The sequence below is a fragment of the Kaistella pullorum genome, assembly GCF_014837035.1.
Lineage (GTDB): Bacteria > Bacteroidota > Bacteroidia > Flavobacteriales > Weeksellaceae > Kaistella > Kaistella rhinocerotis.
In genome coordinates this window covers 135,106-158,976 of record NZ_JACSPS010000002.1, presented here as the reverse complement: position 1 = coordinate 158,976, position 23,871 = coordinate 135,106, and the positions used below count along the sequence as shown (strand labels likewise).

The window sequence follows — 23,871 nt, the reverse complement described above, 5'->3', positions numbered from 1 at the left end:
AGGGGCGTATTCCGCTCAAAATCCACTATATTTGCGGCTAAATTTCTAAGATGCTGTACGTAATTCTGAAGGCAGTTCACATTATTTTCATGGTCAGCTATTTTGCCGGAATTTTTTATCTGGTTCGGATCTTCGTCTATTATAAAGACACCGATGATTTCCCCGACCCGAAGCAAAATATCCTGCGCGAACAATATGTTTTTATGGCGCGCCGTCTTTGGAATATCATCACGGTGCCTGCCGGCGTAATCATGCTTGCAAGCGGACTTACACTCATTTTTTTAAATTTTGGTCTGATGAAGTCGCCGTGGTTTCATCTGAAACTGACGTTTTTAGTAGGACTTGTGCTCTATCATTACTGGTGCTGGAAAAAAGTGCTTCATTTAAAGAATCTCTCGGGAAAATCAATTGAAACAAAAAACATCAAACTTCGACAAGCTAACGAGATCGCTACATTCATTTTGTTTCTTGTGGTTTTCACAGTTATTCTTAAAGGTGCTGTTTTAGCTTATTGGTGGCAGCTCATCACTGGATTTATTCTCCTGGTAGCCGCGATTACCGCCACCGTAAAACTCGTAAATAAAAATAAAGCTGGCCGTTAACTACTGACGGGAATAATAAAATATGATTGCAATTTTCAAAAAAGAACTTTGGAGCTATTTCGGGAGCTGGCCGGCTTGGCTGGTGATCGGAGCGCTCAGTATTATCGGTGGTCTGTTCCTGTTTTTCTTCGAAAACGATTTCAATATCTTCGATATCGGCAGCGCAAGCCTTCAAAGCTACTTTGTACTGGCGCCGTGGCTGCTGCTGTTTATAATACCGGCACTTTCGATGAAAACGCTGGCCGAAGAACAGCAGAGCGGAACGCTTTACTGGCTATTTTCCCAGCCGCTGAAGGTTTCTGATATCGTTTTGGGAAAGTTTCTCGCGGTTTGGTTGGTCGCACTTTTGTGCCTTCTGCCGTCACTCGTGTATTTTTACAGTGTTTATTCTTTAGGCGTTCCCGCCGGCAACCTTGACCTTGGCGCGACTCTCGGAGGTTACTTCGGTCTGTCTGTATTGGCAGCAGCATTTTCAGGTGTTGGAATTGTGGCCTCAGCCCTGTCGCAGAACCAGGTGATGGCCTATTTGCTCGGCGTAGTTTTATGTTTTTTCATGTATTTCGGCATAGAGCAACTCGCAAGTTATAAACTTCTTGGCGGTGCAGATTATGTACTTTCCTCACTTGGGTTTTACCAGCATTTCGTAGCGTTTACTCGTGGTCTTATAGACACAAAGGATGTATTCTACTTTCTTCTGGTGGTTGGGCTCTGTCTTTTTTTAGCTAAAATATTTGTTGAAAAGAAAAAATAGCATCGCGATTTATTTTTAAAGATGAACAAAAAAAACTTCATATACATTGCCATCGCCGGGCTTCTATTGCTTGGCACTTTCGGAGTTTTCTCGCACCGGTTCGATTTTACGCAGGAAAAACGGTATACACTTTCAGAATCTACTCTTAAGGTTTTAAATTCAATTCAAAAGCCGCTGACGGTGGAAGTTTATCTTGAAGGCGACTTTCCGGCGAGCTTTCGTCAGTTGCGAAACGAAACCGAATTCATGCTGCAGGAATTCCGGAAAATCAATCCAAAAATCGATTATAAATTCATCGATCCCATCAAAACAAAGATGTCACGCGACACGCTGGCCGCAATGGGAATGCAGCCCTCCATTCTACCCGACATGAAGGATGGGCGGATCTCCGAAATCGTGATGTTTCCGTATGCCGCCATTAAATATAATTCTTACGGAACGTCCATTCCCCTGGTAATTACACAGAGCGGAATCGACGCCAATGAACAGCTCAACCGTTCCATTGAAAATCTGGAATATAATTTTGTCTCGAACATTAAAAGCATAAGTGAAGAGCGCAAAAAAAACATCGGAATCCTCATCAATCAGGATGAGCTGGGTCCCGACCAGTTTCAGGGTTTTATGGAGATGGCGCTCGAAAATTACAATGCAGGTCCTGTGATTCCGCAAAATCAGACAGAACTTTCGATGGCTGACGTGCCGCGTTTGAAACAAATGGATGCGCTGGTGATCGCGAAACCGCGTAAACCGTTTCCTGAGAACGAAAAAATAATTTTAGACCAATACATCATGAACGGCGGGAAAACGCTGTGGATGATCGATGCGGTGAATGCGGAAATGGATACATTGTTCCAGTCGAAGAAAATAATGGCGTATCCGATGGAGACTAATCTTACGGATCTTTTTTTCAGTTATGGAATCCGCATCAATTCAGGTTTGGTAAAAGATATGCAAAAATCCGCGCTTATCAGAATCGTTTCCGGGGAAATCGCCGGAAATCCACAGTTCAGCAGTTTTTTATGGCCTTATTTTCCATTGGGCATTGCGGAAAGCCAAAATCCTATCACGAAAAACATCAATCCGGTAAAATTTGAATTTCCTACCTCAATCGATACTTTGGGCAGGCCTAATTTGCGCACCAGAGTACTTTTTGAATCGAGTGCGCGGACGAACACGAAACAAGTCCCGAATTATGTCGCACTGAGCGAAATCGTGAAAGCGGATTCGTTAAGTGAATTCGACAGGCCTTCGCCGCCGAGGATTTTTGCGGTTTCTCTTGAAGGCAAATTTACGTCCGCCTATAAAACGCGCAGCGAACGCGGATCCTACCCAGGTTTTCGCAGTGAAAGTGGTGAGAACCGGATGATTGTCATTGCAGATGGTGATGTGGGCCGAAACCAGGTTTTCAAAGGCAACGCATTACCGTTAGGTGAGGATTTGCTTACGAAACAGACCTATGGAAACGCCCAATTTCTGCGCAATTCACTCGATTTTCTGCTGGATGATGCAAACCTGATGGAACTTCGTAACCGAAACATCGAAGCCCGCCTGCTCGACAGACAGCGCATTGATGAAGAACGGACATATTGGCAATGGATCAATCTGCTGCTGCCGCTGTTTTTTACGGCTTTAGCTGCGGCAGTTTTGGTTTGGCTGCGTAAAAAACGGTTTAGCTAAACAAATATTACCGCTAAACGTCTTTAATGAAATCTTCATAATCATAGAAGAACCTTTCGAAACCATCCATTTTCGAGACGAAAAACTCGAAAATATCACGCCACGTTTCCTTGTTATAGATTGAAACGTTTTCTTTTGAAACCCAGATGCGCGCGATGATCTTGCCGTTTTCCAAAAGATAGGTCGAATCTTTATTAAAGTCACCGATCTCGTCTTTGAGCATAGCTTCTAAAGACCATATTTTGTCGTAATAGGCCTCGCGGAAGAGTTCATCCTTCATCTCAATGTCCAGCGAGACTTCTGCTTTCTTGTTGTCTGCATAAAACTTAAATGAAAAGTCTTTGATCTTTGTGTCATAAAGTAACCATTTACGCGGAAAACTTTTGCCAAAAGCTGTCCAGAATTCCTGTTTAAGTTGCTGCGCTTCGTTTTTTGAGAACATTTATGTGCGTTTTTAATTTGCCAAATATTAAGAATAAAAAACGGGCCGAAGCCCGATTTGTAATTTTTGTTTAAATTTTTAATCTACTTGATTACGCCAAGTTCTCGGCCTACTTTTTCAAATGCCAAAATTGCCTTATCTAAATGTTCCTTCGTATGCGCGGCCGAAAGCTGTACACGGATCCTGGCTTTGCCTTTTGGTACGACCGGATAGAAGAACCCAATTACATAAATCCCCTCATCCATCAGTTTTTCAGCCATTTTTTGGGCTAAAGGAGCGTCGTAAAGCATTACGGGCACTATCGCCGCATCGCCGTCCGGGATATCAAAACCTTTTGCCTTCATTTCAGTTCTGAAATATTCAGCATTTTCCATCACACGGTCGCGGAGTGAGTGATCATCGGAGATCATATCCAAAACTTTCATCGCTGCTCCTACAATCCCGGGAGCTAGTGAATTTGAAAACAAATAAGGCCGCGAGCGTTGTCTCAGCATATCGATTATTTCCTTTTTACCGGAAGTGAAGCCACCAAGAGCTCCGCCAAGCGCTTTACCTAATGTTGAAGTGATAATGTCTACCCTTCCCATCACATCATTGGCTTCATGCGTCCCACGGCCCGTCTTACCGATGAAACCGGTCGCGTGGGAATCGTCTACCATTACCAGACAGTCATATTTATCAGCAAGGTCGCACAAACCTTTGAGGTCTGCCACGATACCATCCATCGAGAAAACACCGTCTGTTACGATGATCCTGAAACGGTGATTTTTCTCCGAAGCGGCCTTTAGCTGTTCTTCAAGGTCCTGCATGTCATTGTTCTTGTAACGGTAGCGTGCAGCTTTGCAGAGACGCACTCCGTCAATAATGGACGCGTGATTCAGTTCATCGGAAATGATAGCGTCCTGGTCTGAAAAAAGCGGTTCGAAAACGCCACCGTTTGCATCGAAACATGCAGCATAAAGAATGGTATCTTCCATCCCAAGAAACTCAGAAATCTTAGATTCAAGCTGTTTGTGGATATCCTGAGTACCACAGATAAACCGCACGGAGGACATACCATAGCCGTGACTGTCAACCATATCTTTTGAAGCCTGCATCACCTCGCGATTATTTGAAAGTCCCAGGTAATTGTTCGCGCAGAAATTAAGTAACTCTTTTCCGTTCGCGGTGATTACCGCAGACTGCTGAGAAGTGATGATACGTTCGGTTTTATACAGTCCGTCATTATTTATGTTTTGCAGTTCATTGCTGAGTGTATCGATGAAATTTTGGGAGATCATAAGGTAAATTTTATTAGAATTGCTAATTTAAGAAAAAAGCCTTCATTTCTGAAGGCTCCTTTGCTTTATTGTTTGATGAACTTAAGGTTCTGACTGTCAATTTTCAGTACGTATAAACCTTTTACAAGTGAACCCACATCCAGGTTTTGGCCCGGTTGATAAGTCCCGGACTTCAAGAGCTTGCCGTCGGCACTTATGATTTCAAATGGTTGTGATGTTTTCAAACCTGAAACGGAGATGTAGTTTTTCGCCGGATTTGGATAAAGTTTTACCGCATCGTTAGTAGTATCGTTTACTGCAAGAATCGACGAATCTTTAACCACAGACGAGTTTCTGTGAATGATTTGATTTTCATAATTAAACTGAATGGAGGCCACGGGAAAATTAAGTTGGTTAGCAAAATTCTGGTTGTTGGCTGTGTGATCCAAAACCAAATATGCCACCTGACCACCGGTACCATTTACTTTGATTGGCAACGGCATCTCGAAGAAACTTACTGAAGAATGGCTCTGTGTCTGGCTCACGCGAAAACGAAGGACCTGATCTGAAGTCTGGTTCCATCGGATCTGGTAACTTGGGTAACCCTGGCCGTAAATCCAGTCATTAAAAAATTCCGTGAAGTCTTTACCGGTAGATTGCTGCAAAGAGTTTTTAAGGTCTGCCGTGCGCGCATAACTGTACGCCAGGTTCGGTCTTGAATGATAATCTTTTAAAGCAGCGTAAAACACGTCATCCCCTAAAATCCATTTGATCATCCTTACGACATAACCACCTTTGGAATAGCTGAGCCTGCCACTGAAAATGGCACCTGTATTGCCCAAATTGGAATCCGCAACATACACGCTGCCGCCGGGGCTGCTTGTAATATAGCTCATCTCCTGAGCTAAATAATTTAAAAACTGCGTATTCGTCATCAGCAATTTTTCATTAGCCAGATGTTCGCCAAATGTGGCAAAACCTTCATTAAGCCAGATATCATTCCAGGCGCCACACGTCACTTTGTCACCAAACCACTGGTGCGCCAATTCATGAGCGATAATTCCGCGACTCCACGCGCCCATTGAAGACATCGTAGCATGTTCCATTCCGCCACCCCAGCCAAACTGCATGTGACCGTATTTTTCATTCCGGTACGGGTAAAGCCCAAAGTATTGTTCAAACGTGTTCATCACCGTCTTGGTCCACTCAATATTTGACATTATCCCAGAATTGGTGGTGGTTGAAGGATACAAATAATTGACAAAAGGAAACGCGGGGTTGCCCATCGTATCGTTCAGTTTTGTATAATTCGTGATTCCCAGCGCAATAAGATATGCGGGAATCGGATAGTTTGTTTGCCACCAGGTAAGTTTCCGCCCGCCCGTAAGGGCAGCCTCAGATATCAACTTGCCGTTTGAAGCTACATTGTACAGTGAAGGTGTATTGATCTTAATATCTACTTTTTCAATTTTGTCATTGAGGCTTTGCTTTGTCGGAAACCACTCCTGCGCGCCATAAGGCTCAGATAAGGTGTAGAGTGCCGGTACGCCGCCCTGAGTAGAAGTTGTGAACGCATCACCCGCACTGCCGCCGGTATTTGGAGCGCCAGCATATCGTATCGAAAGTGAATCAAGCGTGGCCGCAGATATAGCAGCCGGAAAATCGATCTTGATTTCCTTTGTTGAAAGCTGCGTAAAACTTACATTGGCACCGTGATATTTCACTTCTGAAACAGTGAGATTATCGGCCAAATCGAAATAGATGCTCGAAATATTCTGGTTTGGGATAAAATGGTTTGTCACCGTCCCGCTTACGTACTGCTGAGCGGGGTCAAGTTCAAGTTCAAGGCGCTGATAGCGTAAATCGTAGTTAAGTGTATTCGGATTTACGTTGTACTCAATCATCTTCGCGTATTTGAGTAGTTCGCTATTTATCATACTTTTTCGCTCAGCTTCCTCATTTTTTTGAGCGAATGTCTGAAGCGAAATCAATGAAAATGCAATTGCATAAAGGTTTTTCATTTTTAAATATTTGCCGATAAAGGTAAAAAAAACCCTGCAATAATATTTGCAGGGTCACTGATTTTTAAATCTTTAAATATCAAAGCTGAAGAGCCGGTTTCAGGATTTGCTCCATTCGGTTTTTCACCTGATCTACAGAACCAGCGTAATTATTGATCAGCAGGGAAAAAACATAAGTCTTCCCACTGTTTGTCTTTAGGTAGCCAGCCAGTGTTTTAACTTTGTTTAATGTCCCTGTTTTCGCGAAAATCTGGCCATTGCCTTCACCCACAAACTGACTTTTTAATGTACCTGTTTGCCCGGCAATAGGAAGTGAGTCAAAATAATTGCGGAAATAGTTTCTGTCCATTAGACCCGTTAAAAACTTAACCTGCGAAATGGGCGAAACCACGTTAGAACGCGAAAGTCCGCTGCCGTCCATATAATTCAGACCGTCAAGGTCGAAGTTGATTGATTTTAAATGTTCGTTTACTACAATTTTACCGCTTGATGCCGTCTGGTCGCCTTTTTTCTGGAAACCTACAGTCCGAAGCGTTGCTTCCGCCAAAGCATTATCACTTCGCTGATTAATGTAATAAACCACTTCGGATAGGGCAGGTGAGCTGTAGGCCGTTATCTTCACACGCGGTTCAGGATTGGTTTCAGTAAGACGCGTCACCACTTTTCCGGTAACGGATGTACCTCTTTTCACCAGCAAAGTCCTGAAAGTATTGGCCAGATAAGCTGGCGGATCCGCAACCTTGGTTGTCAGGGCAGCACCTTCAAATTTATCCGCGTAAACCATTTGTCCGATGTAAGGTGAGATGTAATAAAAATTCTTGCTCTCAGAAAAAGGGTTTGATGACTTCGCGATTAGTTTTTCATTCTGCGGACTGATCTCTGAAGTAGAACCAGCAGGTAGATAATAACTTCCGTTTTCCAGCCAAACAATGTTTTCGGGCAACTGATTCAGTTTGTTTGATTTAAATATGGCAGTCTGAATGATGATATCGCCATTTACTTTTTTAATCCCTTTTGAAGAAAGCGCATCCAGAAAGTCTGCCGCGATTGCTGAGTACGATGACGCGCCAGCTTTGTTGGTACCCAATGTAGGGTCACCGCTGCCGACGATGTAAAGATTACCCTGCAAAACGCCGTCTGCATCTATTTCACCGGAATGTTCCAAAAGTGTGTGCCATCGGAAATTACTGCCCAGCAAGCTCATCGCGGTTTCTGTTGTCAACAGTTTGGTGGTGGAAGCAGCGATAAGTGGCGTGGTTTCATTGTATGAGCTCACCACTTTCTTAGTTTTAGGATCATAGATCACGAAGCCCCAATTCGCATTACGCAAGACTGGATCATCGCTCATGGCATTAATATTGATGTCCAAAAGCTCTTTCGGACTCATCAATTTTTCCGGAGCGGTAAAGTCTTTTACAATTGAACTCGGATGGCTGTCATAAGACTGTGGGATATTAGAATTTGCGAAGGTGCCCTGAGCAAATGTAATTGACGACATTGCAAGTAAGGGCGCTAGAAAAATATTTTTAAGTCTAATCATTTAATTTTGGTTATTTGATTATCTGATACTTACGTTTTAGGTAAAGGTTTAATTAACCTTTCTTAAACGCCCAAAAATATTAAATATTACCGTAGGAACAGAATTAAGCTTCTTAAAACACTTATAGAAGCTGTTAAACTATGTTAAAAATCGACAAAAATCAGTTTTTTCACGCTTTTGTAAGCCGGAATGTCTTCCACTTCGTCTAAACTTTTCATTACGAGTGATTTATATTCAGCGTAATTCTTCCGCGGAAGTTTTAGCCAGATCTGGTATTGATAAAGCAAATTCAATTTCGCAATCGGTGACTTTTCAGGTCCCAGAATACATTCTTCAGGCAAATATTTTCGCAAAACTGAACCCAAAAACTGCGAACACCGGTCTGCTTTATCTTCACGCCGATGTTTTATTTCGATCATTATCAACTTTACAAATGGTGGATAATGAAATTTTTGCCGCTCCGCGAGCAAATGGGTGTAAACCTCGGTGGAATCATGCTCAGCAATCAGCTTGAAGACCGGATGCTCGGGATTATAAGTTTGAATCATCACTTTCCCTTCACCCGAAACGCGCCCTGCACGGCCGGATACCTGCGTGATCAGCTGATACGCACGTTCTTCCGCACGAAAATCCTGCACATAAAGTAAGGAGTCAGCTTTTGGTATGGCAACGAGTTCGATATTTTCGAAATCCAAACCTTTGGAAATCATCTGGGTACCTACAAGGACGTCTGTTTCGCCCTCCTCTATTTTTTCGTAGAGCTTTTCGTACGCAAATTTCTTGCGCATAGAATCCACATCCATCCGGTCCACTTCCGCATCGGGCAGGAGCCTTGAGATTTCTTCATGGATTTGCTCCACACCCACGCCACGAAGGTTCAGATTGGCGGAATTACAGCGCGGACACGCCTTTGGCTTTGCTGCTTTCTGTCCACAGTAGTGACATTTCATCTCATTAGAAAACTTATGAAAAGTCATCACCACATCACAGTTTGAGCAATAATTCACATAGCCGCAACTTTCGCATTCTATCACGTTCGAGTATCCGCGGCGGTTATGCAGAATCATTGTTTGCTTGTGTCGGTCAATTTGCTTCTTGATCTCATCTATGACACCCAAAGAAAAGTTGCCCACAGACTTTTTCGAGTCCTGCGCTTCTTTGAAATTAATGATCTGAACTACCGGAAGATTGACGTTTCCAAAGCGGTGCCTCAATTTTACATGTGCAATTTTGTTTTTTAAAGCCAAAAAGTAAGATTCGACCGACGGCGTTGCAGAACCCAGGATGGCACGGCCGCCATAGAAATTTGCCAGCATCAAGGCAGCATCGCGGGCGTTGAAAAACGGCGAAACTTCACGGGGCTTGTAAGCAGAATCATGTTCTTCATCGACAACGATAAGCCCCAGATCCGAATAGGGTAGAAAAAGCGCATTTCTGGTTCCAACCAGCACCTTGATTTCGCCGTTCCGGACTTTACGCCACACCTCTACCCGCTCAAAATCTGACAGTTTTTGGTGATAAAACCCAAGTTGACGTCCGTACTTTTTTTCGAGCCGCTGCACAATCTGCTTGGTGAGGGAGATTTCCGGCAGAAGGAACAGCACCGTGCGGCCCGCAGATACGGTTTGCTCAATGATTTCAAGATAAACATGCGTCTTACCAGAGGAAGTGACGCCGTGTAAAAGTACGTTTTGGTTTTGACCGAAAGCAGTTTCTATTTCTTTGGTAGCAGTCTGCTGTTCGGGTGTAAGCTGTTCGCGACTTTCCGTTTCGCCGTCGTAGAGCTCGATCCGGTCTTTCTGCATGAAATATTCTTCAACCCAGTTTTTAGAAATAAGTGTTTTTAATGGTGCTGTGCCAAAATTTCCCTGATCCAGAAACTGCGATTTTTTCAGCGGTATTCCGGCAAATTCGGTCTCATGTTCCAGAATGCTTAGCAAAAGTTCCTGTTGCCGCGGTGAGCGTTTAAGTGAAAGCAGAATTTCGGGTAAAGACGCTCGTATCTCCGCAGGATTTTTAAGTCTCAGATACGCGACTTCTTTTGCCTTATAGGTTTCAGCGATTTTCTCGTCAATTTCAATGTACTGAAGGTCAATGAGCGATTTGATCGTTTTTACAATCTCCTTTTTTGGGATAAATGCTTCGATTTCTGTGACATTGATCAATTGCCTTACTTCCAGAGCGTGAATTAAGTGCATCTCGTGAACATCAAGGTTCTCAAAGGCAACGGAAACATAAGGCTTCAGTTTCAAATAAGTTTCACTCTCTAGTTTCAGCGAAGCTGGAAACGAAAAACGGTAGATTTCACCGAGGTTGCAGAGATAATATTCGGACAGCCACTGCCAAAACTGCAATTGACTTTGAGGCATGATAGCCGCATCATCCAGCAAACTGATGATGTCTTTCGGTAAAAAACCTTCGGGCTCCTCGTCGTGAAACTGAAAAACGATGCCGGTGTAAATCTTTTTGCCCCGAAATGAGACCAACACACGCATGCCCACTTCGATTTTATCTTTAAAATCAGAAGGAATCTTATAGGTAAATGTACCTTTCAGGTTAAGCGGTAAAATGATTTGGGCGAAATTCAAAATCGGGCTGCCATAAACAGTTTGCGAAACGGCAACTGCAAATTTAGAAAAATTCGCAAGAGCGAAGTGCGGAAGAGCATCGCAGCATGCTTCCTATTTCCCGTTTCGGCGTTTCAGTTCACGGCTGATCAGGCTGAGTTCCCGACCCGTCTGACCGGCTACAGAAGTATTTTCCTCCGCACGGCGCGTGAGATACGGAACTACATCTTTCACCGGGCCATAAGGAAGATATTTGGCAACATTGTAATTTTTATTCGCCAAAAGATAGGTGATGTTGTCGCTCATGCCATAAAGCTGCCCGTAAAAGATTCGTGGGTCATTGTTCTGCAGACCGTTTGCTTTCATTTTTTCGATGACAAGCTCACTCGAGATCTCATTATGCGTGCCGAAAAATGCGGAAACACAATCCAGATTGGCCATCACAAAATCAATGGCGTCATTATAATTTTTATCAGAAGCTTCCTTTGTAGGTTGAATAGGATCAGGATAATTCATTTCAGCGGCACGCTCCCTTTCCTTTTCCATATAAGCGCCGCGTACAATCTTGTAACCGATAAAATAACCTTTCTCCTTCGCGGACTTCAGGTTTTGCTGCATATATTCAATACGTCCTGTCCTGTACATTTGCATGGTGTTCCATACTATCGCTTCCTTCGCGTTGTACTTTTCCATCATCTCCTCTATCAGCCAATCTACAGCGTCCTGCATCCACGATTCTTCAGCATCGATCATCACTTTCTTGCCGTTTTCGTGGCAGAGCCCGCAAACCGCATCAAAACGTGCGACAATGCGTGACCATTCCTGCTGCTCAGCGTCTGTGAGGGTAGATTTCTTACTTACTTTTTCATAAAGACCGATTCGGCCAAATGCGGTAGGTTTAAAAACAATAAAAGGAAGTGCCGGATTGCCAACTGAAAAACGAACAATATCCTGAATCTCCGCGCACACCGCGTCAAACGTGCTTTCTTCTTCTTTGCCTTCAATGGAATAATCGAAAATGCTGCCTACGCCGCGTTTGTACATGCGGTTTACCACGTTCAGACTCTCTTCTCGGGTTTCGCCGCCACAAAACTGCTCGAATAAAGTAGATTTTACGATATCACCTGCAAACGGAAAATTATTGTGAACCGCCACATTCAGCAGTCGTGTCCCGATTTTTGTCAGCGCCGGTTGCTCAATCAGTTTAAACATCCAGTAGGCTTTGCGGAGCTGGCTGTTTGATTTGTCTGCGAAGGCGATCTGCGTGTCATTGAATAGGCTCATGGATGGTATTTTGGATGTTCGCAAATTTAACGATAGTAGCTGAATAGAAAAACCATTTTAAAGTTTAATTTTGTGATAAAATTCAGTTAATGATCACAATTTTAGACGACAGTTTCAGCGAGCTCAATGCCTATTTAGAAAGCAATAAACCTTCGAAAATCATCTTTCTTACCGATGAGAACACGCATGAGCACTGCCTTCCGTTTCTGTTATCTAATGTCACCACTGAGGTTCCGTATGAAGTCATAGAGATTGAACCAGGTGAAGAACTCAAAACCATCGACACTGCCACGCAGCTTTGGGAAATTTTGTCAGATTTCGAAGCAGACCGAAAAACATTAATGATTAATCTGGGCGGCGGCGTAATCACGGATCTGGGCGGGTTTGTAGCATCCACTTACAAGCGCGGCGTCTCATTTATCAATATACCGACTACGCTTCTGGCAATGTGTGATGCGGCAATCGGCGGAAAGAACGGCATTGACCATCAGTTTCTGAAGAATATTGTGGGCACTTTCGCAAATCCTGAGCAGATTTTCATTTATGTGGGTTTCCTAAAAACGCTTCCTCACCCAGATTTGCGCAGCGGGTTTGCCGAAATGCTGAAGCACGGACTGATAGCAGACCGAAAGCATTGGGAAGATCTGACCGCCATTTCTGAATTAACACCCGAAAACATCGCGCATTATATTGAAAGGTCAACTGGGATCAAGCAAGAGATTGTGCAGCAGGACTTCAAAGAGCAAAATATACGTAAAACGCTGAATTTCGGACATACCATCGGGCATGCACTTGAAAGTTTGTTTTTAAAGTCTGGCTGCCCGATTCCGCATGGTGAAGCTATTGCTATCGGGATGATATGCGAAACAAGGCTGTCTTATCTAAACAAGTTGATAACTGAAGAGGTTTCGGACGAAATCATCAAACAAATCAAAAAGTATTTCCCGTTACACGACATTTCATCGTTCAAAATTAAAGAAATCCTGCATTTGATGACCAATGACAAAAAGAACAGTTTAGGTGAAATCAACTTCTCTCTACTCAACGGGATTGGATCATCATGCTACGATCAGCGTGTTTCAAATGATGAAATTACCGAAGTTCTGACTTTCTATAACAACATGACAGCATAGTGCTATTCATTGCATTATTATTAAATTTTATGACTATACTGCTAATATAGTCCTGAATTTCAATGCATTATAATAATTTTTAGTTAAACATTTGTTTAATTTTTTAAATCATACACCGGTTTTGGCACACGGTTTGCGACATCGCTTTCCGTAAAACAAAAAATTTAAAAAGCGCAGACCGATAATTTAGAACCGTGATATTTCAAATTAAAGAATATTCACAATCTAAATTCAGTCAGCAAAAATTAACTAAAAATTTAAGATTATGAAAAAGTTATTTTTAGGTGCAGCAATCGCAATGAGTTCATTGACATTCGCACAGCAGTTTGGTATCAAGGCAGGGATGAATGTTTCTTCACTTTCTACTGAAGAAGGTTTGGATGATCAGTCTTCAAAAATCGGTTTTAACGCTGGTTTGTTCATGAACGCTCCGATCGCTGAAAACTTCAGCATCCAGCCAGAGCTTCTTTACAGCCAATATGGTTCAAAAGTAGATTGGGTAAACCCGATTAACAACGAGCGTTACTCAGGTTCAAGAAATCTTGATTATATCACTGTGCCAGTAATGTTCCAGTACAACGCTACACCAAGCTTCTACCTTGAGGCAGGTCCGGAATTGGGTCTATTGGTTTCAGCAAAAGACAAGTCTAAAAACGAAACTACAGGTAACACAATTGCTGAGTCTGATAACTACAAAGACGAGCTAAACGGCTTCAACTTTGGTGTTGGTCTTGGTGCAGGTTACTACTTTACACCTAATATCGGTCTTACTGCAAGATATGTGGCAGGTTTCACAGACATCTACAAAGATGGTGAGAACAGTGGTGACGCTGTGAAGAACAACGTATTCCAGGTAGGTTTAGCATATAAGTTCTAATAAGACAGAATTTATTAAACAGAAAGGTTGAGAAATTTCTCAACCTTTTTTTTATTCGTCTGTATAATCAGGATTTGGTCCGGGAGGAACGGGATAAATTTCGGTAAAACACCCAAAGCAGTGGTCGCTGCTGCCCAAAATTTCCTTCAGGTTATCCATACTTAAAAACTCCAGTGAATCTACTCCAAGATAATCGCGCAGTTCAGTAGCTGTCATATTTGCAGAGATGAGATCTGTTTTGGAAGGTGTATCGATGCCCAGATAACATGGCGCAATGATTGGCGGTGACACACTTCTGAAGTGAATTTCCTTCGCGCCTGCATCTTTCATAATTTTTACAAGACGTTTCGAAGTGGTTCCGCGTACAATGGAATCATCAATGATCACTACCCTTTTGCCACGTATTTCGGAAATGATGGGATTAAGTTTCAGGTTGACGATCCGTTCGCGCATATCCTGTGTCGGTACTATGAAACTTCGGCCGATATAGCGGTTTTTAATCAGAACAGGTCTGAAAGGTATTCCGGAGGCTTTTGAAAAGCCAATCGCGGCCGGCACGCCCGAATCGGGCACTCCAATCACAATATCGGCATCTACAGGAGACTGCTGCCAAATTTTCTCACCGGATTTCTCGCGGATTTCATGCACATTGATTCCTTCCAGCGTCGAATCGGGTCGTGCAAAATAAATATATTCGAATGCACAAATACGTCTGCGGCAATTTTCTTTTACTAAAAATGATTTCAAACCCTGTTCATTCTCGCTCGTGTACACTATTTCGCCGGGAAGAATATCACGTACATATTGCGCTCCCACCGCGTCCAGCGCCACAGATTCTGAGGCTGCAACGAAGGTGTTCTGATCAATAGCGCCAAGAACCAAAGGCCGAATACCGTTAAAATCACGGAACGAGAAAAATTTATTGCGCGTCATCCCAACTACGGAATAGGCACCTTCGATTTTTTCCATGGTCGCTTTGATTGCGGCACGCAAACCCAGGTCCAGGTTTTTCTGGATAAGCCTTAAAATAACTTCCGAGTCTGAAGTAGCTTTGAAAACGACGCCTTCGGCTTCAAGTTCTCTTTTAAGTTCGACCGCGTTCGTGAGATTTCCGTTATGTGCAATTGAGAGAATGATCTGGTCATATTCATTTTTCGCGAAGAAGGGCTGAAAATTATATTTCTTCTTGTCGCCGGCGGTGGTGTAGCGCGTGTGCCCGATCGCCGAATTGCCCATGAAAGTTTCGGGCTCGCGGATGTTTTTGTACACATCCAGCACCAGACCTTCATCCTTGATGTTGAAAATGCGTCCTTTGTTCATCACCGAGATTCCGCAAGCTTCCTGTCCGCGGTGCTGCAGTGCAAAAAGGCCAAACTGCGAGAGGGAAAAAGTATCCAGATCCATATCCGAATATATACCGAAAATCCCGCATTCTTCCGACGGCGAATCGTGCATGTCCTCGCTCTTCATCAGGTTCCGGCCGTACATCCGGTCTTTAAACTGATCTAAATATTGTTTTTTTTGTGATTCTAAATCCTGCATGATTCGTTTAAAAAAATTTTACTTGCCCAAAACTTTTTTCAGGCGCTCGTAGATTTCTACGTATGCTTCGGTCACCTCGCCTAAATCCCGTCGGAACCGGTCTTTATCGAGTTTTTTCATGGTCTCCTTATCCCATAAACGGCAGGTATCCGGGGAAATTTCATCTGCGAGGATAATTTTTCCGTCCGCTGTTTTTCCAAGCTCGATTTTAAAATCAACCAAAATGATATTCATCCGGCCAAAAAGTTCAATCAGGATATCATTAATGTCAGAAGTCAGTTCGTACATTTCGTCCAGTTCCTCATAAGTTGCAACGCCCAGGAAGACCGCGTGGTGATCATTGATCAACGGATCACCGAGTTCGTCATTTTTAAGACAGAGATCGAAGATTGTAACGGGTGATTTAATACCTTCTTCCACGCCAAGTCTTTTGGCCATACTGCCTGCGGAATAATTCCGCACTACCATCTCAAGTGGGATAATGTTCACCTTCTTTACCAACTGTTCGCGCTCGTCTAGCTGTTTGATGAAATGCGTCGCGATGCCTTTTTGACTTAAATATTCAAAGATCAGCGTGGTAATCGCATTATTCATCTCTCCTTTTAGGTCGACGCTGCCTCTTTTTTGGGCATTGAAGGCAGTTGCGTCATCCTTGAAACGGACAATCACTTCATTCGGATTGTTAGTTTCGAAAATTTGTTTCGCTTTGCCTTCGTATAACATTTTTCCTTTTTCCATGTCTTTTTGTAATGATTTGTAGCTGTTAAATTTGAACTAAGATCCCGACTATAACCGCTATTCCGAAGCTTAGCAGCGTGCCGATGAGCACATATTCGGTAAGTTTTCGCTGTTTTGCCTGTGCCAGATCACTGAAGCGGAAGACCGATTTGGCGGCGATCATGAAACCGACACCTTCCCAATGATTCACTAAGATAAATACGAACACTAGCAATCGCTCCAGGATGCCGATATATTTTCCTGCATTGATCAAAGATTCTGTTTGGTTGTCGGCAGAAGATGCGTCTTCGGGCGTCCAGATCGAGATTAAGGTCTTAATTAAAATTGAAGTGGGCAGCGTAAGGAAGATGATGGCAGTAGCGATGCGGATATTTTCGGGCGAAAACAGGTCAGACCAACGCCAATACGGAAAATAAAGCGCAGAGACTCCAGCGATTACGGCGATGTGAAGCGCCTGGTCGAGGAAAAACCACGTTCTTTTGTTTGTATCTGTTTGAAAATGAAGTTTCAGCGCATCTATTATTAAATGTGACACAGCAACTACTGCCGCGATCCACCATAGTTTGATGTTCCAAAGAACGATGATTACCAATGCGAAATGGATGAAACCGTGCAGGTAGAGATAGATGCTTGCTGTTTTTCTTCGTTCTTTATGGCTGACCCATGCGTTTGGCTGGAGAAGGAAATCTCCCAAAAGATGAGCTAGTATAAGAAGCGTGAAAATCATTTAAAGTTCTGCTATTTTCTTCCTGAAAAACTGGTTAGTCTCGTAAATGAGCTCATAATTGGCCCTTTTCAGCCGCTGGCTCACCGATGATTGCGAGATGCTGAAATCCCTGGCGAGCTGCTCCTGTGTGAGATCGCGGTTGGTAAGCATACGGTGAATAATTTCAGCCGTGGCGACTGACCAACCATCAAAATCTATGGATGCCCATTTGAACAGAATATTCAGGTCGCGGTTCACGTTATCGTTTTCTGTTCGTATGGCGAGCGTTCTGCCTTCTGCTTTGATTTCGTTCAGCAAGCGGCCAGAATTTACATAAGCTGAACCATTTGATTCCGTGATTTTTTCTGAGCGAAAGACTTCGTTTCCAACGCCAATAGCGAGACGGACGTCAAGGTTTTCGATGTTTTTAATCAAAGACTTGATCATCAGTGCTTTCGCGAACGCATCATCAACACTGCATTTAATCTGAAATTCGTCACCTCGGTAAATTTCCCAGTTCTCCGGTGTTGCAGACCATGTGGACAGCAAGTTGCGCAGGCTTCCGATCCAGGATTCGGATTCTGCATTTTGTGAACTGATGATATCACCGGTAATGACTGCAATCATAATACAAATATAAGCGAATTTGCTTATAAACACCAAATATAAGTTATTTTGCTAATATACTGCACTTATAAGGTTTTTAGCTTATAAAGCCACATTATAAGCAATTAAGCTTATAACTACGATTTTGGCATTCGCCAGTTGCTTGATTTATTTAAAATATTCAACTCCATTACGGAAGATATTGTGATATTCGGCGGTTGGGATATTCCTGAATAGTCCCGCTGCATACCTTTCCGGATGACCCATCCTGCCAAAAATCTTACCCGACCTGTCCGTAATTCCTTCAATACCAAACAAAGAGTTGTTTGGATTGAAAGGCATTCCATGCGCCACTTCTCCGTCCAGATCTACGTATTGCGTCGCAATCTGTCCGTTTTGGTAAAGTTCGGAAATTATACGCTCATCTGCCACAAACCGGCCTTCACCATGCGAAAGCGGAATTGTGAAAACCTGATCCTTCATTCCCTTCAGCCACGGCGAAGAATCATTTACAACCCGAACATCGGTCATCTGCGAAATGTGACGACCAATCGCATTGTGCGCTAAAGTTGGCGATTCCGCGTCCAAATCGCGAATTTCTCCGAACGGTAACAGTCCGGATTTGACCAATGCCTGAAAGCCGTTACATATTCCGAGAATCATTCCGTCACGCTCCAAAAACTTATGAACTGCATCCATCATCGCGGGATTCTTAAGCACATTGACAATGAATTTCGCGGAACCGTCCGGCTCATCACCTGCCGAAAACCCACCGGAAAATACAAGAATCTGCGCCTGCGAAATCTCCGCACACCACGCATCAATGCTTTCATTTAAAAGTTGGTTGTTAAGATTAATCAGTGGTAAACTTCGAACCAGAGCACCTTCTTTTGTAAAAGCATTCTGCGTCTCATATTCGCAATTTGTACCGGGAAAAACAGGTGCAAAAACCCGCGGCGCTGCAAATCCGTGCTTACTAATTATCACAGGACTCCGCTTAACACTATTTAGCTTTGAATCAATTTCAACTTCAATTTTATCCGTTTCTACCGTTGGGAAAAGACCTTCAAAAACGGAAGTATTTACTTCAAGTAATTTTTTAATATCAAAATTAAAATTATTGATTATGAGGTATTTTCCCGAAACAACTTCACCAATTAATTGAAGTGATGAATTGTCTAAATTTGATGTAGATTCAATGACGAAACTGGCACAGTTTTTCTTTAGCAGAAACTCCTCAGTAACAGAAACCTCAGCTCCCAACATGTTCCCAAAACTCATTTTCGCAAGTGCAACCGCAACACCGCCATCCTTTACAGTCTTCACCGATTTAATATTTCCAGCTTTAATATTATCATGAATAAAACCGAAGATTTCTTTCAAAGCTGAATAGTCAGGCAGTCCGTTTTCGGCGGGTATGTGATTGAAAAAATACAGCTTGTTCCCTGCATGCTTGAACTCCGGAGAAATGATATTATTCTTTTGACCGGGCGCACAGGCAAACGAGATCAACGTAGGCGGAACATGGATATCCTGATAGGTTCCACTCATCGAATCTTTACCACCGATAGCAGCCAGTTCCAGATTTACTTGCGCATCATAAGCGCCTAAAATTGCGGCCAAAGGTTTGCCCCACTTCGAAGGATCATTTCCAAGTTTCTCAAAATACTCCTGGAAACTGAGCCTGATGTTCCGATAGTTCCCACCCATCGCCACGATTTTTGCAACACTTTCAATGACGGCATTGGCAGCGCCAACCATCGAATTTTGTGAAGAAACTCCACCATCAAAACCCCAGGCCGCGAGCGAAACGGTTTCTACATCTTCAGCACCCAAAACCGGCAACGTCTGCACGCTACCTTCGGCTTCAGTCAACTGATACCTTCCGCCAAACGGCATCAGAACGGTAGTGCCGCCGACGGACGAATCAAACATTTCCACAAGACCTTTTTGGGAAGCCGCAGATTTATCGGAAAGTGCCGCATAAAAAGACTCCTCAGAAAATACAGGCGAGTCTGTCTGCACATTTTTCAGATGAGAGACTTCCACTGTCTGACTTTTTGCACATCCGTTCGAATCGAGAAAATCGCGGCTCAGGTCCACAATCATTTTGCCGCGCCAAAACATTTGCATGCGTCCGGAATCATTTACTTTCGCAACCTCTACCGCGCGTATATTTTCGTCCTGACAATATTTAATGAAAACTTCTTTATCTTTCGCCTCGATGACGACGGCCATTCTCTCCTGCGACTCCGAAATGGCGAGTTCTGTACCATTCAAACCACCATATTTCAATGGCAGCACATCGAGGTTAATTTCCAGCGATTCTGCTATTTCACCAATCGCAACGGAAACGCCGCCTGCACCAAAATCATTTGATTTCTTAATCAGTGAGGTAACTTCCGGACTCCTGAATAAACGCTGAATCTTGCGTTCTTCCACAGGATTTCCTTTCTGAACTTCTGTAGATAAGGTATGGATCGCGGTTTCATCCTGCTCCTTTGAACTGCCTGTCGCGCCTCCAACACCATCACGGCCGGTAGCACCGCCCAAAAGGATTACAATATCACCGTTTACAGGTTTTTCACGCCGAACCCAATCTTTTTTTACAGCTCCTACCACAAATCCTACTTCCATGCGTTTTGCGCGGTATCCTTCATGGTAAATTTCGCTTACATGCGTAGTAGCCAAACCAATCTGGTTTCCGTAGGAGGAATAACCGTTTGCAGCCTGTTTTGTGATGGTGCGTTGTGGTAACTTGCCCGGTAACGTAGCAGAAAACGGTTCCAGCACGTCAGCGGCACCACTAAGACGCATTGCCTGGTAGACGTAAGCACGGCCGGAAAGAGGATCGCGGATCGCACCTCCGAGGCAGGTGGATGCACCGCCAAACGGCTCGATCTCTGTGGGATGGTTGTGCGTTTCATTTTTGAACAGAAGATACCACGGCTCCTTTTTTCCGTCAAATTCGGCTTCAATCTCTATCGTGCAAGCATTGATTTCATCGGAAATCACCAGGTTTTCAAGTTTGCCGGTTTTATGGAAATATTTCGCACAAACCGTAGCCAAATCCATTAACGAAATTGGTTTTTCTTCCCGCCCGAGAAATTTTCGTTTTGCGAGATAATCTTCAAATATTTTTTCTAAAGTTGCTTTAAATGCACCTTCAAACCGAATGTCAGTAAGCTCTGTCTCAAAGGTGGTATGCCGGCAATGGTCGCTCCAGTAGGTATCTAAAACCTTAAGTTCCGTTTCACTCGGATCACGTTTTTCTTTTTTAAAATAAGACTGGATAAACAGCAAATCATCAAATCCAAAAGCAAAACCATGTTCCGTGTAAAATTTTTGCAGCTGAGATTCCGACCATTGAGTGAATCCATTATGAATAACGACCGGATCAGGTGTTTCGACTGACGGAATTTCAAGCTTCCCGAGGTCTTTTTCCTGGCTTTCAACTTTATTGATCAGATGAGACTTAATCAGTTCAAAATCTTGCGGCTGAATCCCAAACAACTCAATGAGTTTTCCTGTACGAACCGTTGTATCTGTGTGACCGGTGAGCAGCGTGATGCATTGCTGTGCCGAATCTGCGCGCTGATCATACTGTCCGGGAAGAAATTCGGTCGCGAAAAAAAGCCCTTTCGCCGGATTTTCATGGTGTAAAACGTCGGTTACGGGATCGACGAAAGTATTGAAAACCACTTTTCCCATTTCGGGTTCGGCCAATCCAAAAACATCGTAAATGTTGTACACTTTCACGTTTTCGAGTTTCGGAACAATGTTTTTGAGCTCATTGTAAATTTGCGGACTTTCTACATCAAAAATTCCACGTTTCTCAACAAAAATTCGGGTCTTCATACGATATTTTGATTGGCAGCATTGAACATATTCACTGCCTTTAACTTTTTAAATATTAACTGTTTACGTACCGGAACAAATTAAAAATAACAAAAAAAATGCAGACAAAACAGCCTGCAAATCATTATACTTTAAGGTCAGCATTCCAGCCGATGAGTTCGCTGTATTTAGCCAAAATCGGGCGAACCTCATTTTCGATAAACTCTTCAGTCTGAACCGGTGCAAAGCCTATGAAATTGGCAGGATCAAGAACTTCCATAAATTTCTCCTTATCCATTTTCAATCTTGAATCATTCAAAATCCTTTCGATAAGGTCGTTTTCTTTACCTTCCATCTTCACTTTTTTCGAGGCTTCCATGGAGTGAACGCGAATGATCTCATGAATTTCCTGCCGGTCACCACCAGCTTTCACTTCTTCCATGATGATATATTCGGTCGCCATGAACGGTAATTCGTCCATGATGTGCTTCTGGATGCGCTTTTCGTAAACCACGATGCCGTTCATGATATTATTCCAGATCAGCAAAATAGCATCCACCGCTAAAAATGCCTGCGGTATCGCGAGACGCTTGTTGGCCGAATCATCAAGCGTTCTTTCGAACCATTGCGTCGCTGCTACCATTGCAGAACTTGACGAAAGCGACATAACGAATTTCGCAAGCGAACCAATTCGTTCAGAGCGCATCGGATTTCGTTTATATGCCATCGCGGAGGAGCCGATCTGGTCTTTTTCGAAAGGTTCTTCTATTTCTTTCAAATTCTGCAACAGGCGGAGATCGTTTGTAAATTTATGTGCCGACTGCGCAATATTGCTCAGCAAAGCCAACACTTTAGCATCGATCTTACGGTCGTACGTCTGTCCTGACACCCCAAAAACTTTGTCAAAACCGAAACGCGCGGAAAGTTCACGATCCAGATGTTTCACTTTAGAATAATCTCCGTCAAAAAGCTCAAGAAAGCTGGCCGCGGTACCTGTTGTACCTTTCACGCCGCGAAAACGAAGCGTTTCAATAAAAAATTCAAGTTCTTCAAAATCCAAAATAAGAGACTGAAGCCAAAGCGTCGCTCTTTTCCCAACAGTAGTAAGCTGCGCGGGTTGGTAATGCGTGAAGCCGAGGGTGGGAAGATCCTTATACTTTAAAGCGAATTCTGAAAGTCCGGAGATTACATTTACCAATTGTTTGCGAAGCAGCAAAAGGCCGTCACGCATTTGGATGAGGTCCGTATTATCTCCTACAAATGCCGAAGTGGCACCGAGATGAATGATTCCTTTCGCAGCAGGTGCGGCGTCTCCATACGTGTGGACGTGCGCCATCACGTCATGCCGGAATTTTTTCTCGTATTCAGCTGCTTTTTGAAAGTCGATATGATGCGCATTTGCCTTAAGCTCGCTGATTTGCTCATCTGTGATGTTCAGGCCAAGTTCTTTCTGTATTTCGGCGAGTGCAATCCACAGTTTCCGCCAGTTTCTGAACTTATTGTTGGGCGAGAAATTATAAAGCATTTCTGCGCTGGAATATCGCTCTTCAAGTGGGTTTTTGTATGAATCCATTTTGTTTTTTTGGCGTGTTGCGGTGCACAAATTTAGTTTTTTAGAGAGGAATATAAAAGTTGTAAACCGCTATTTAATTTTAAAAATTCAGAAAAGAAAAACGCCCCGAAAGTTCGGAGCGTTATTTTGATGTTAAGAGTTGCCAGCGTATTTCTGCAAAAATTCTTTCACTTTGTCTGCACTGTAACCCTTTCCTTCTTCGAGCACTGCGCTGTCTTGCGTGTGGATCATCTTACCGTCCGCGTCAAGCACTATGAAAACCGGATACCCGTATTTCGCGCCGGGATTGTCATATTTTTCAAAGACTTTCTCGTTTTTATTCTCCGGAGAGTAATTCAGATGATAATAGATGTAGCTATCCGCTAAAATCTTGTTCAGCTCAGGTGTAGAATGCACAAATTCATTAAATCGCAGACACCATATGCACCAATTGCCGCCGGCCTGCAATATGATTTTTTTATTTTCGGCCTTTGCCTGCAATACAAGTTCAGCAATTTTCTTTTCAGCGTCTTCCTCCGCGTTGTAGGGCTTAGGTAACCGTGCCTTTTCTTCGGCTGCAGCTTTCTTGGCAGCATCAGCACTGACCGTTTGCTGAGTTTCCGCTTTTGTTTTGCTGGTATCTTTCGTGGTGACCTGTGCGGACAATAAAGAAAAAGAAGCAAGTAGCGAAATAGATAATATTTTGGTTTTAATAATATTCATTCTTTCAAAAAATT

18 protein-coding genes are annotated in these 23,871 nt (G+C 43.3%); 5 read left to right on the top strand and 13 right to left on the bottom strand.

The window, feature by feature from the left end:
• Window positions 1-50: 50 nt before the first annotated feature.
• From H9628_RS05195 to gldG, 3 genes are read left to right on the top strand one after another with little or no spacing between them, the layout of a single operon-like run.
• Window positions 51-602: a CopD family protein gene (locus H9628_RS05195; protein WP_251833066.1), complete on the top strand. Its 552-nt coding sequence runs from the start codon at window positions 51-53 to the stop codon at window positions 600-602.
• Window positions 603-624: 22 nt separating this feature from the next.
• On the top strand, window positions 625-1,353 hold the full coding sequence (locus H9628_RS05190; protein ID WP_251833065.1) for an ABC transporter permease: 729 nt from the start codon (window positions 625-627) through the stop codon (window positions 1,351-1,353).
• Window positions 1,354-1,374: 21 nt separating this feature from the next.
• Complete coding sequence (gldG, locus tag H9628_RS05185) at window positions 1,375-3,030, top strand: gliding motility-associated ABC transporter substrate-binding protein GldG (RefSeq protein ID WP_251833064.1); 1,656 nt, start codon at window positions 1,375-1,377, stop codon at window positions 3,028-3,030.
• A 13-nt stretch (window positions 3,031-3,043) separates the two neighbouring features.
• On the opposite strand, the gene H9628_RS05180 is transcribed toward gldG, so the two are convergent.
• The 6 genes from H9628_RS05180 to H9628_RS05155 all read right to left on the bottom strand — a co-directional run bounded on the left by H9628_RS05180 (window position 3,044) and on the right by H9628_RS05155 (window position 12,143).
• Window positions 3,044-3,472 carry a DUF4268 domain-containing protein gene (locus H9628_RS05180; protein ID WP_251833063.1) on the bottom strand — a complete coding sequence of 143 codons (429 nt, stop codon included), beginning with the start codon at window positions 3,470-3,472 and terminating at the stop codon, window positions 3,044-3,046.
• 83 nt (window positions 3,473-3,555) lie between these two features.
• Window positions 3,556-4,752: a glycine C-acetyltransferase gene (kbl, locus tag H9628_RS05175; protein WP_251833062.1), complete on the bottom strand. Its 1,197-nt coding sequence runs from the start codon at window positions 4,750-4,752 to the stop codon at window positions 3,556-3,558.
• Window positions 4,753-4,817: 65 nt separating this feature from the next.
• Window positions 4,818-6,752 carry a M1 family aminopeptidase gene (locus tag H9628_RS05170; RefSeq protein WP_251833061.1) on the bottom strand — a complete coding sequence of 645 codons (1,935 nt, stop codon included), beginning with the start codon at window positions 6,750-6,752 and terminating at the stop codon, window positions 4,818-4,820.
• A gap of 79 nt (window positions 6,753-6,831) precedes the next feature.
• Window positions 6,832-8,292 carry a D-alanyl-D-alanine carboxypeptidase/D-alanyl-D-alanine endopeptidase gene (gene dacB, locus H9628_RS05165; protein ID WP_251833060.1) on the bottom strand — a complete coding sequence of 487 codons (1,461 nt, stop codon included), beginning with the start codon at window positions 8,290-8,292 and terminating at the stop codon, window positions 6,832-6,834.
• 143 nt (window positions 8,293-8,435) lie between these two features.
• Window positions 8,436-10,880: a replication restart helicase PriA gene (gene priA / locus H9628_RS05160; RefSeq protein WP_251833059.1), complete on the bottom strand. Its 2,445-nt coding sequence runs from the start codon at window positions 10,878-10,880 to the stop codon at window positions 8,436-8,438.
• 93 nt (window positions 10,881-10,973) lie between these two features.
• Window positions 10,974-12,143 carry a proline dehydrogenase family protein gene (locus H9628_RS05155; protein ID WP_251833058.1) on the bottom strand — a complete coding sequence of 390 codons (1,170 nt, stop codon included), beginning with the start codon at window positions 12,141-12,143 and terminating at the stop codon, window positions 10,974-10,976.
• 89 nt (window positions 12,144-12,232) lie between these two features.
• Between H9628_RS05155 and aroB the strand changes: the two genes are divergently transcribed.
• The gene (aroB, locus tag H9628_RS05150) at window positions 12,233-13,276 is read left to right on the top strand and encodes a 3-dehydroquinate synthase (protein ID WP_251833057.1); all 1,044 of its coding nucleotides are present in this window, start codon (window positions 12,233-12,235) and stop codon (window positions 13,274-13,276) included.
• Between the two features lie 265 nt (window positions 13,277-13,541).
• The gene (locus tag H9628_RS05145; protein ID WP_251833056.1) at window positions 13,542-14,153 is read left to right on the top strand and encodes a porin family protein; all 612 of its coding nucleotides are present in this window, start codon (window positions 13,542-13,544) and stop codon (window positions 14,151-14,153) included.
• A 51-nt stretch (window positions 14,154-14,204) separates the two neighbouring features.
• Here the strand turns inward: H9628_RS05145 and purF are convergent, their stop codons facing one another.
• From purF to H9628_RS05110, 7 genes are all read right to left on the bottom strand, one after another.
• Window positions 14,205-15,695 carry an amidophosphoribosyltransferase gene (purF, locus tag H9628_RS05140; RefSeq protein WP_251833055.1) on the bottom strand — a complete coding sequence of 497 codons (1,491 nt, stop codon included), beginning with the start codon at window positions 15,693-15,695 and terminating at the stop codon, window positions 14,205-14,207.
• Window positions 15,696-15,713: 18 nt separating this feature from the next.
• Entirely contained in the window at window positions 15,714-16,433 is a 720-nt protein-coding gene (purC, locus tag H9628_RS05135; RefSeq protein WP_251833054.1) for a phosphoribosylaminoimidazolesuccinocarboxamide synthase, read from the bottom strand.
• 25 nt (window positions 16,434-16,458) lie between these two features.
• Entirely contained in the window at window positions 16,459-17,160 is a 702-nt protein-coding gene (locus tag H9628_RS05130; RefSeq protein WP_251833053.1) for a DUF3307 domain-containing protein, read from the bottom strand.
• Window positions 17,161-17,766, bottom strand: a complete 606-nt coding sequence (locus H9628_RS05125; protein ID WP_251833052.1) for a SatD family protein — start codon at window positions 17,764-17,766, stop codon at window positions 17,161-17,163.
• Window positions 17,767-17,913: 147 nt separating this feature from the next.
• Complete coding sequence (locus H9628_RS05120; RefSeq protein WP_251833051.1) at window positions 17,914-21,603, bottom strand: phosphoribosylformylglycinamidine synthase; 3,690 nt, start codon at window positions 21,601-21,603, stop codon at window positions 17,914-17,916.
• A gap of 124 nt (window positions 21,604-21,727) precedes the next feature.
• A complete protein-coding gene (purB, locus tag H9628_RS05115) occupies window positions 21,728-23,155 on the bottom strand; it encodes an adenylosuccinate lyase (RefSeq protein WP_251833050.1) in 1,428 nt (475 codons plus the stop codon).
• 132 nt (window positions 23,156-23,287) lie between these two features.
• Window positions 23,288-23,857, bottom strand: a complete 570-nt coding sequence (locus tag H9628_RS05110; protein WP_251833049.1) for a thioredoxin family protein — start codon at window positions 23,855-23,857, stop codon at window positions 23,288-23,290.
• Window positions 23,858-23,871 lie beyond the last annotated feature (14 nt).

Coding starts and splice junctions, on each gene's coding strand:
- H9628_RS05195 (WP_251833066.1), top strand. CDS start 51: ATGCTGTACGTAATTCTGAAGGCAGTTCACATTATTTTCATGGTCAGC.
- H9628_RS05190 (WP_251833065.1), top strand. CDS start 625: ATGATTGCAATTTTCAAAAAAGAACTTTGGAGCTATTTCGGGAGCTGG.
- gldG (WP_251833064.1), top strand. CDS start 1,375: ATGAACAAAAAAAACTTCATATACATTGCCATCGCCGGGCTTCTATTG.
- H9628_RS05180 (WP_251833063.1), bottom strand. CDS start 3,472: ATGTTCTCAAAAAACGAAGCGCAGCAACTTAAACAGGAATTCTGGACA.
- kbl (WP_251833062.1), bottom strand. CDS start 4,752: ATGATCTCCCAAAATTTCATCGATACACTCAGCAATGAACTGCAAAAC.
- H9628_RS05170 (WP_251833061.1), bottom strand. CDS start 6,752: ATGAAAAACCTTTATGCAATTGCATTTTCATTGATTTCGCTTCAGACA.
- dacB (WP_251833060.1), bottom strand. CDS start 8,292: ATGATTAGACTTAAAAATATTTTTCTAGCGCCCTTACTTGCAATGTCG.
- H9628_RS05155 (WP_251833058.1), bottom strand. CDS start 12,143: ATGAGCCTATTCAATGACACGCAGATCGCCTTCGCAGACAAATCAAAC.
- aroB (WP_251833057.1), top strand. CDS start 12,233: ATGATCACAATTTTAGACGACAGTTTCAGCGAGCTCAATGCCTATTTA.
- H9628_RS05145 (WP_251833056.1), top strand. CDS start 13,542: ATGAAAAAGTTATTTTTAGGTGCAGCAATCGCAATGAGTTCATTGACA.
- purF (WP_251833055.1), bottom strand. CDS start 15,695: ATGCAGGATTTAGAATCACAAAAAAAACAATATTTAGATCAGTTTAAA.
- purC (WP_251833054.1), bottom strand. CDS start 16,433: ATGGAAAAAGGAAAAATGTTATACGAAGGCAAAGCGAAACAAATTTTC.
- H9628_RS05130 (WP_251833053.1), bottom strand. CDS start 17,160: ATGATTTTCACGCTTCTTATACTAGCTCATCTTTTGGGAGATTTCCTT.
- H9628_RS05125 (WP_251833052.1), bottom strand. CDS start 17,766: ATGATTGCAGTCATTACCGGTGATATCATCAGTTCACAAAATGCAGAA.
- H9628_RS05120 (WP_251833051.1), bottom strand. CDS start 21,603: ATGAAGACCCGAATTTTTGTTGAGAAACGTGGAATTTTTGATGTAGAA.
- purB (WP_251833050.1), bottom strand. CDS start 23,155: ATGGATTCATACAAAAACCCACTTGAAGAGCGATATTCCAGCGCAGAA.
- H9628_RS05110 (WP_251833049.1), bottom strand. CDS start 23,857: ATGAATATTATTAAAACCAAAATATTATCTATTTCGCTACTTGCTTCT.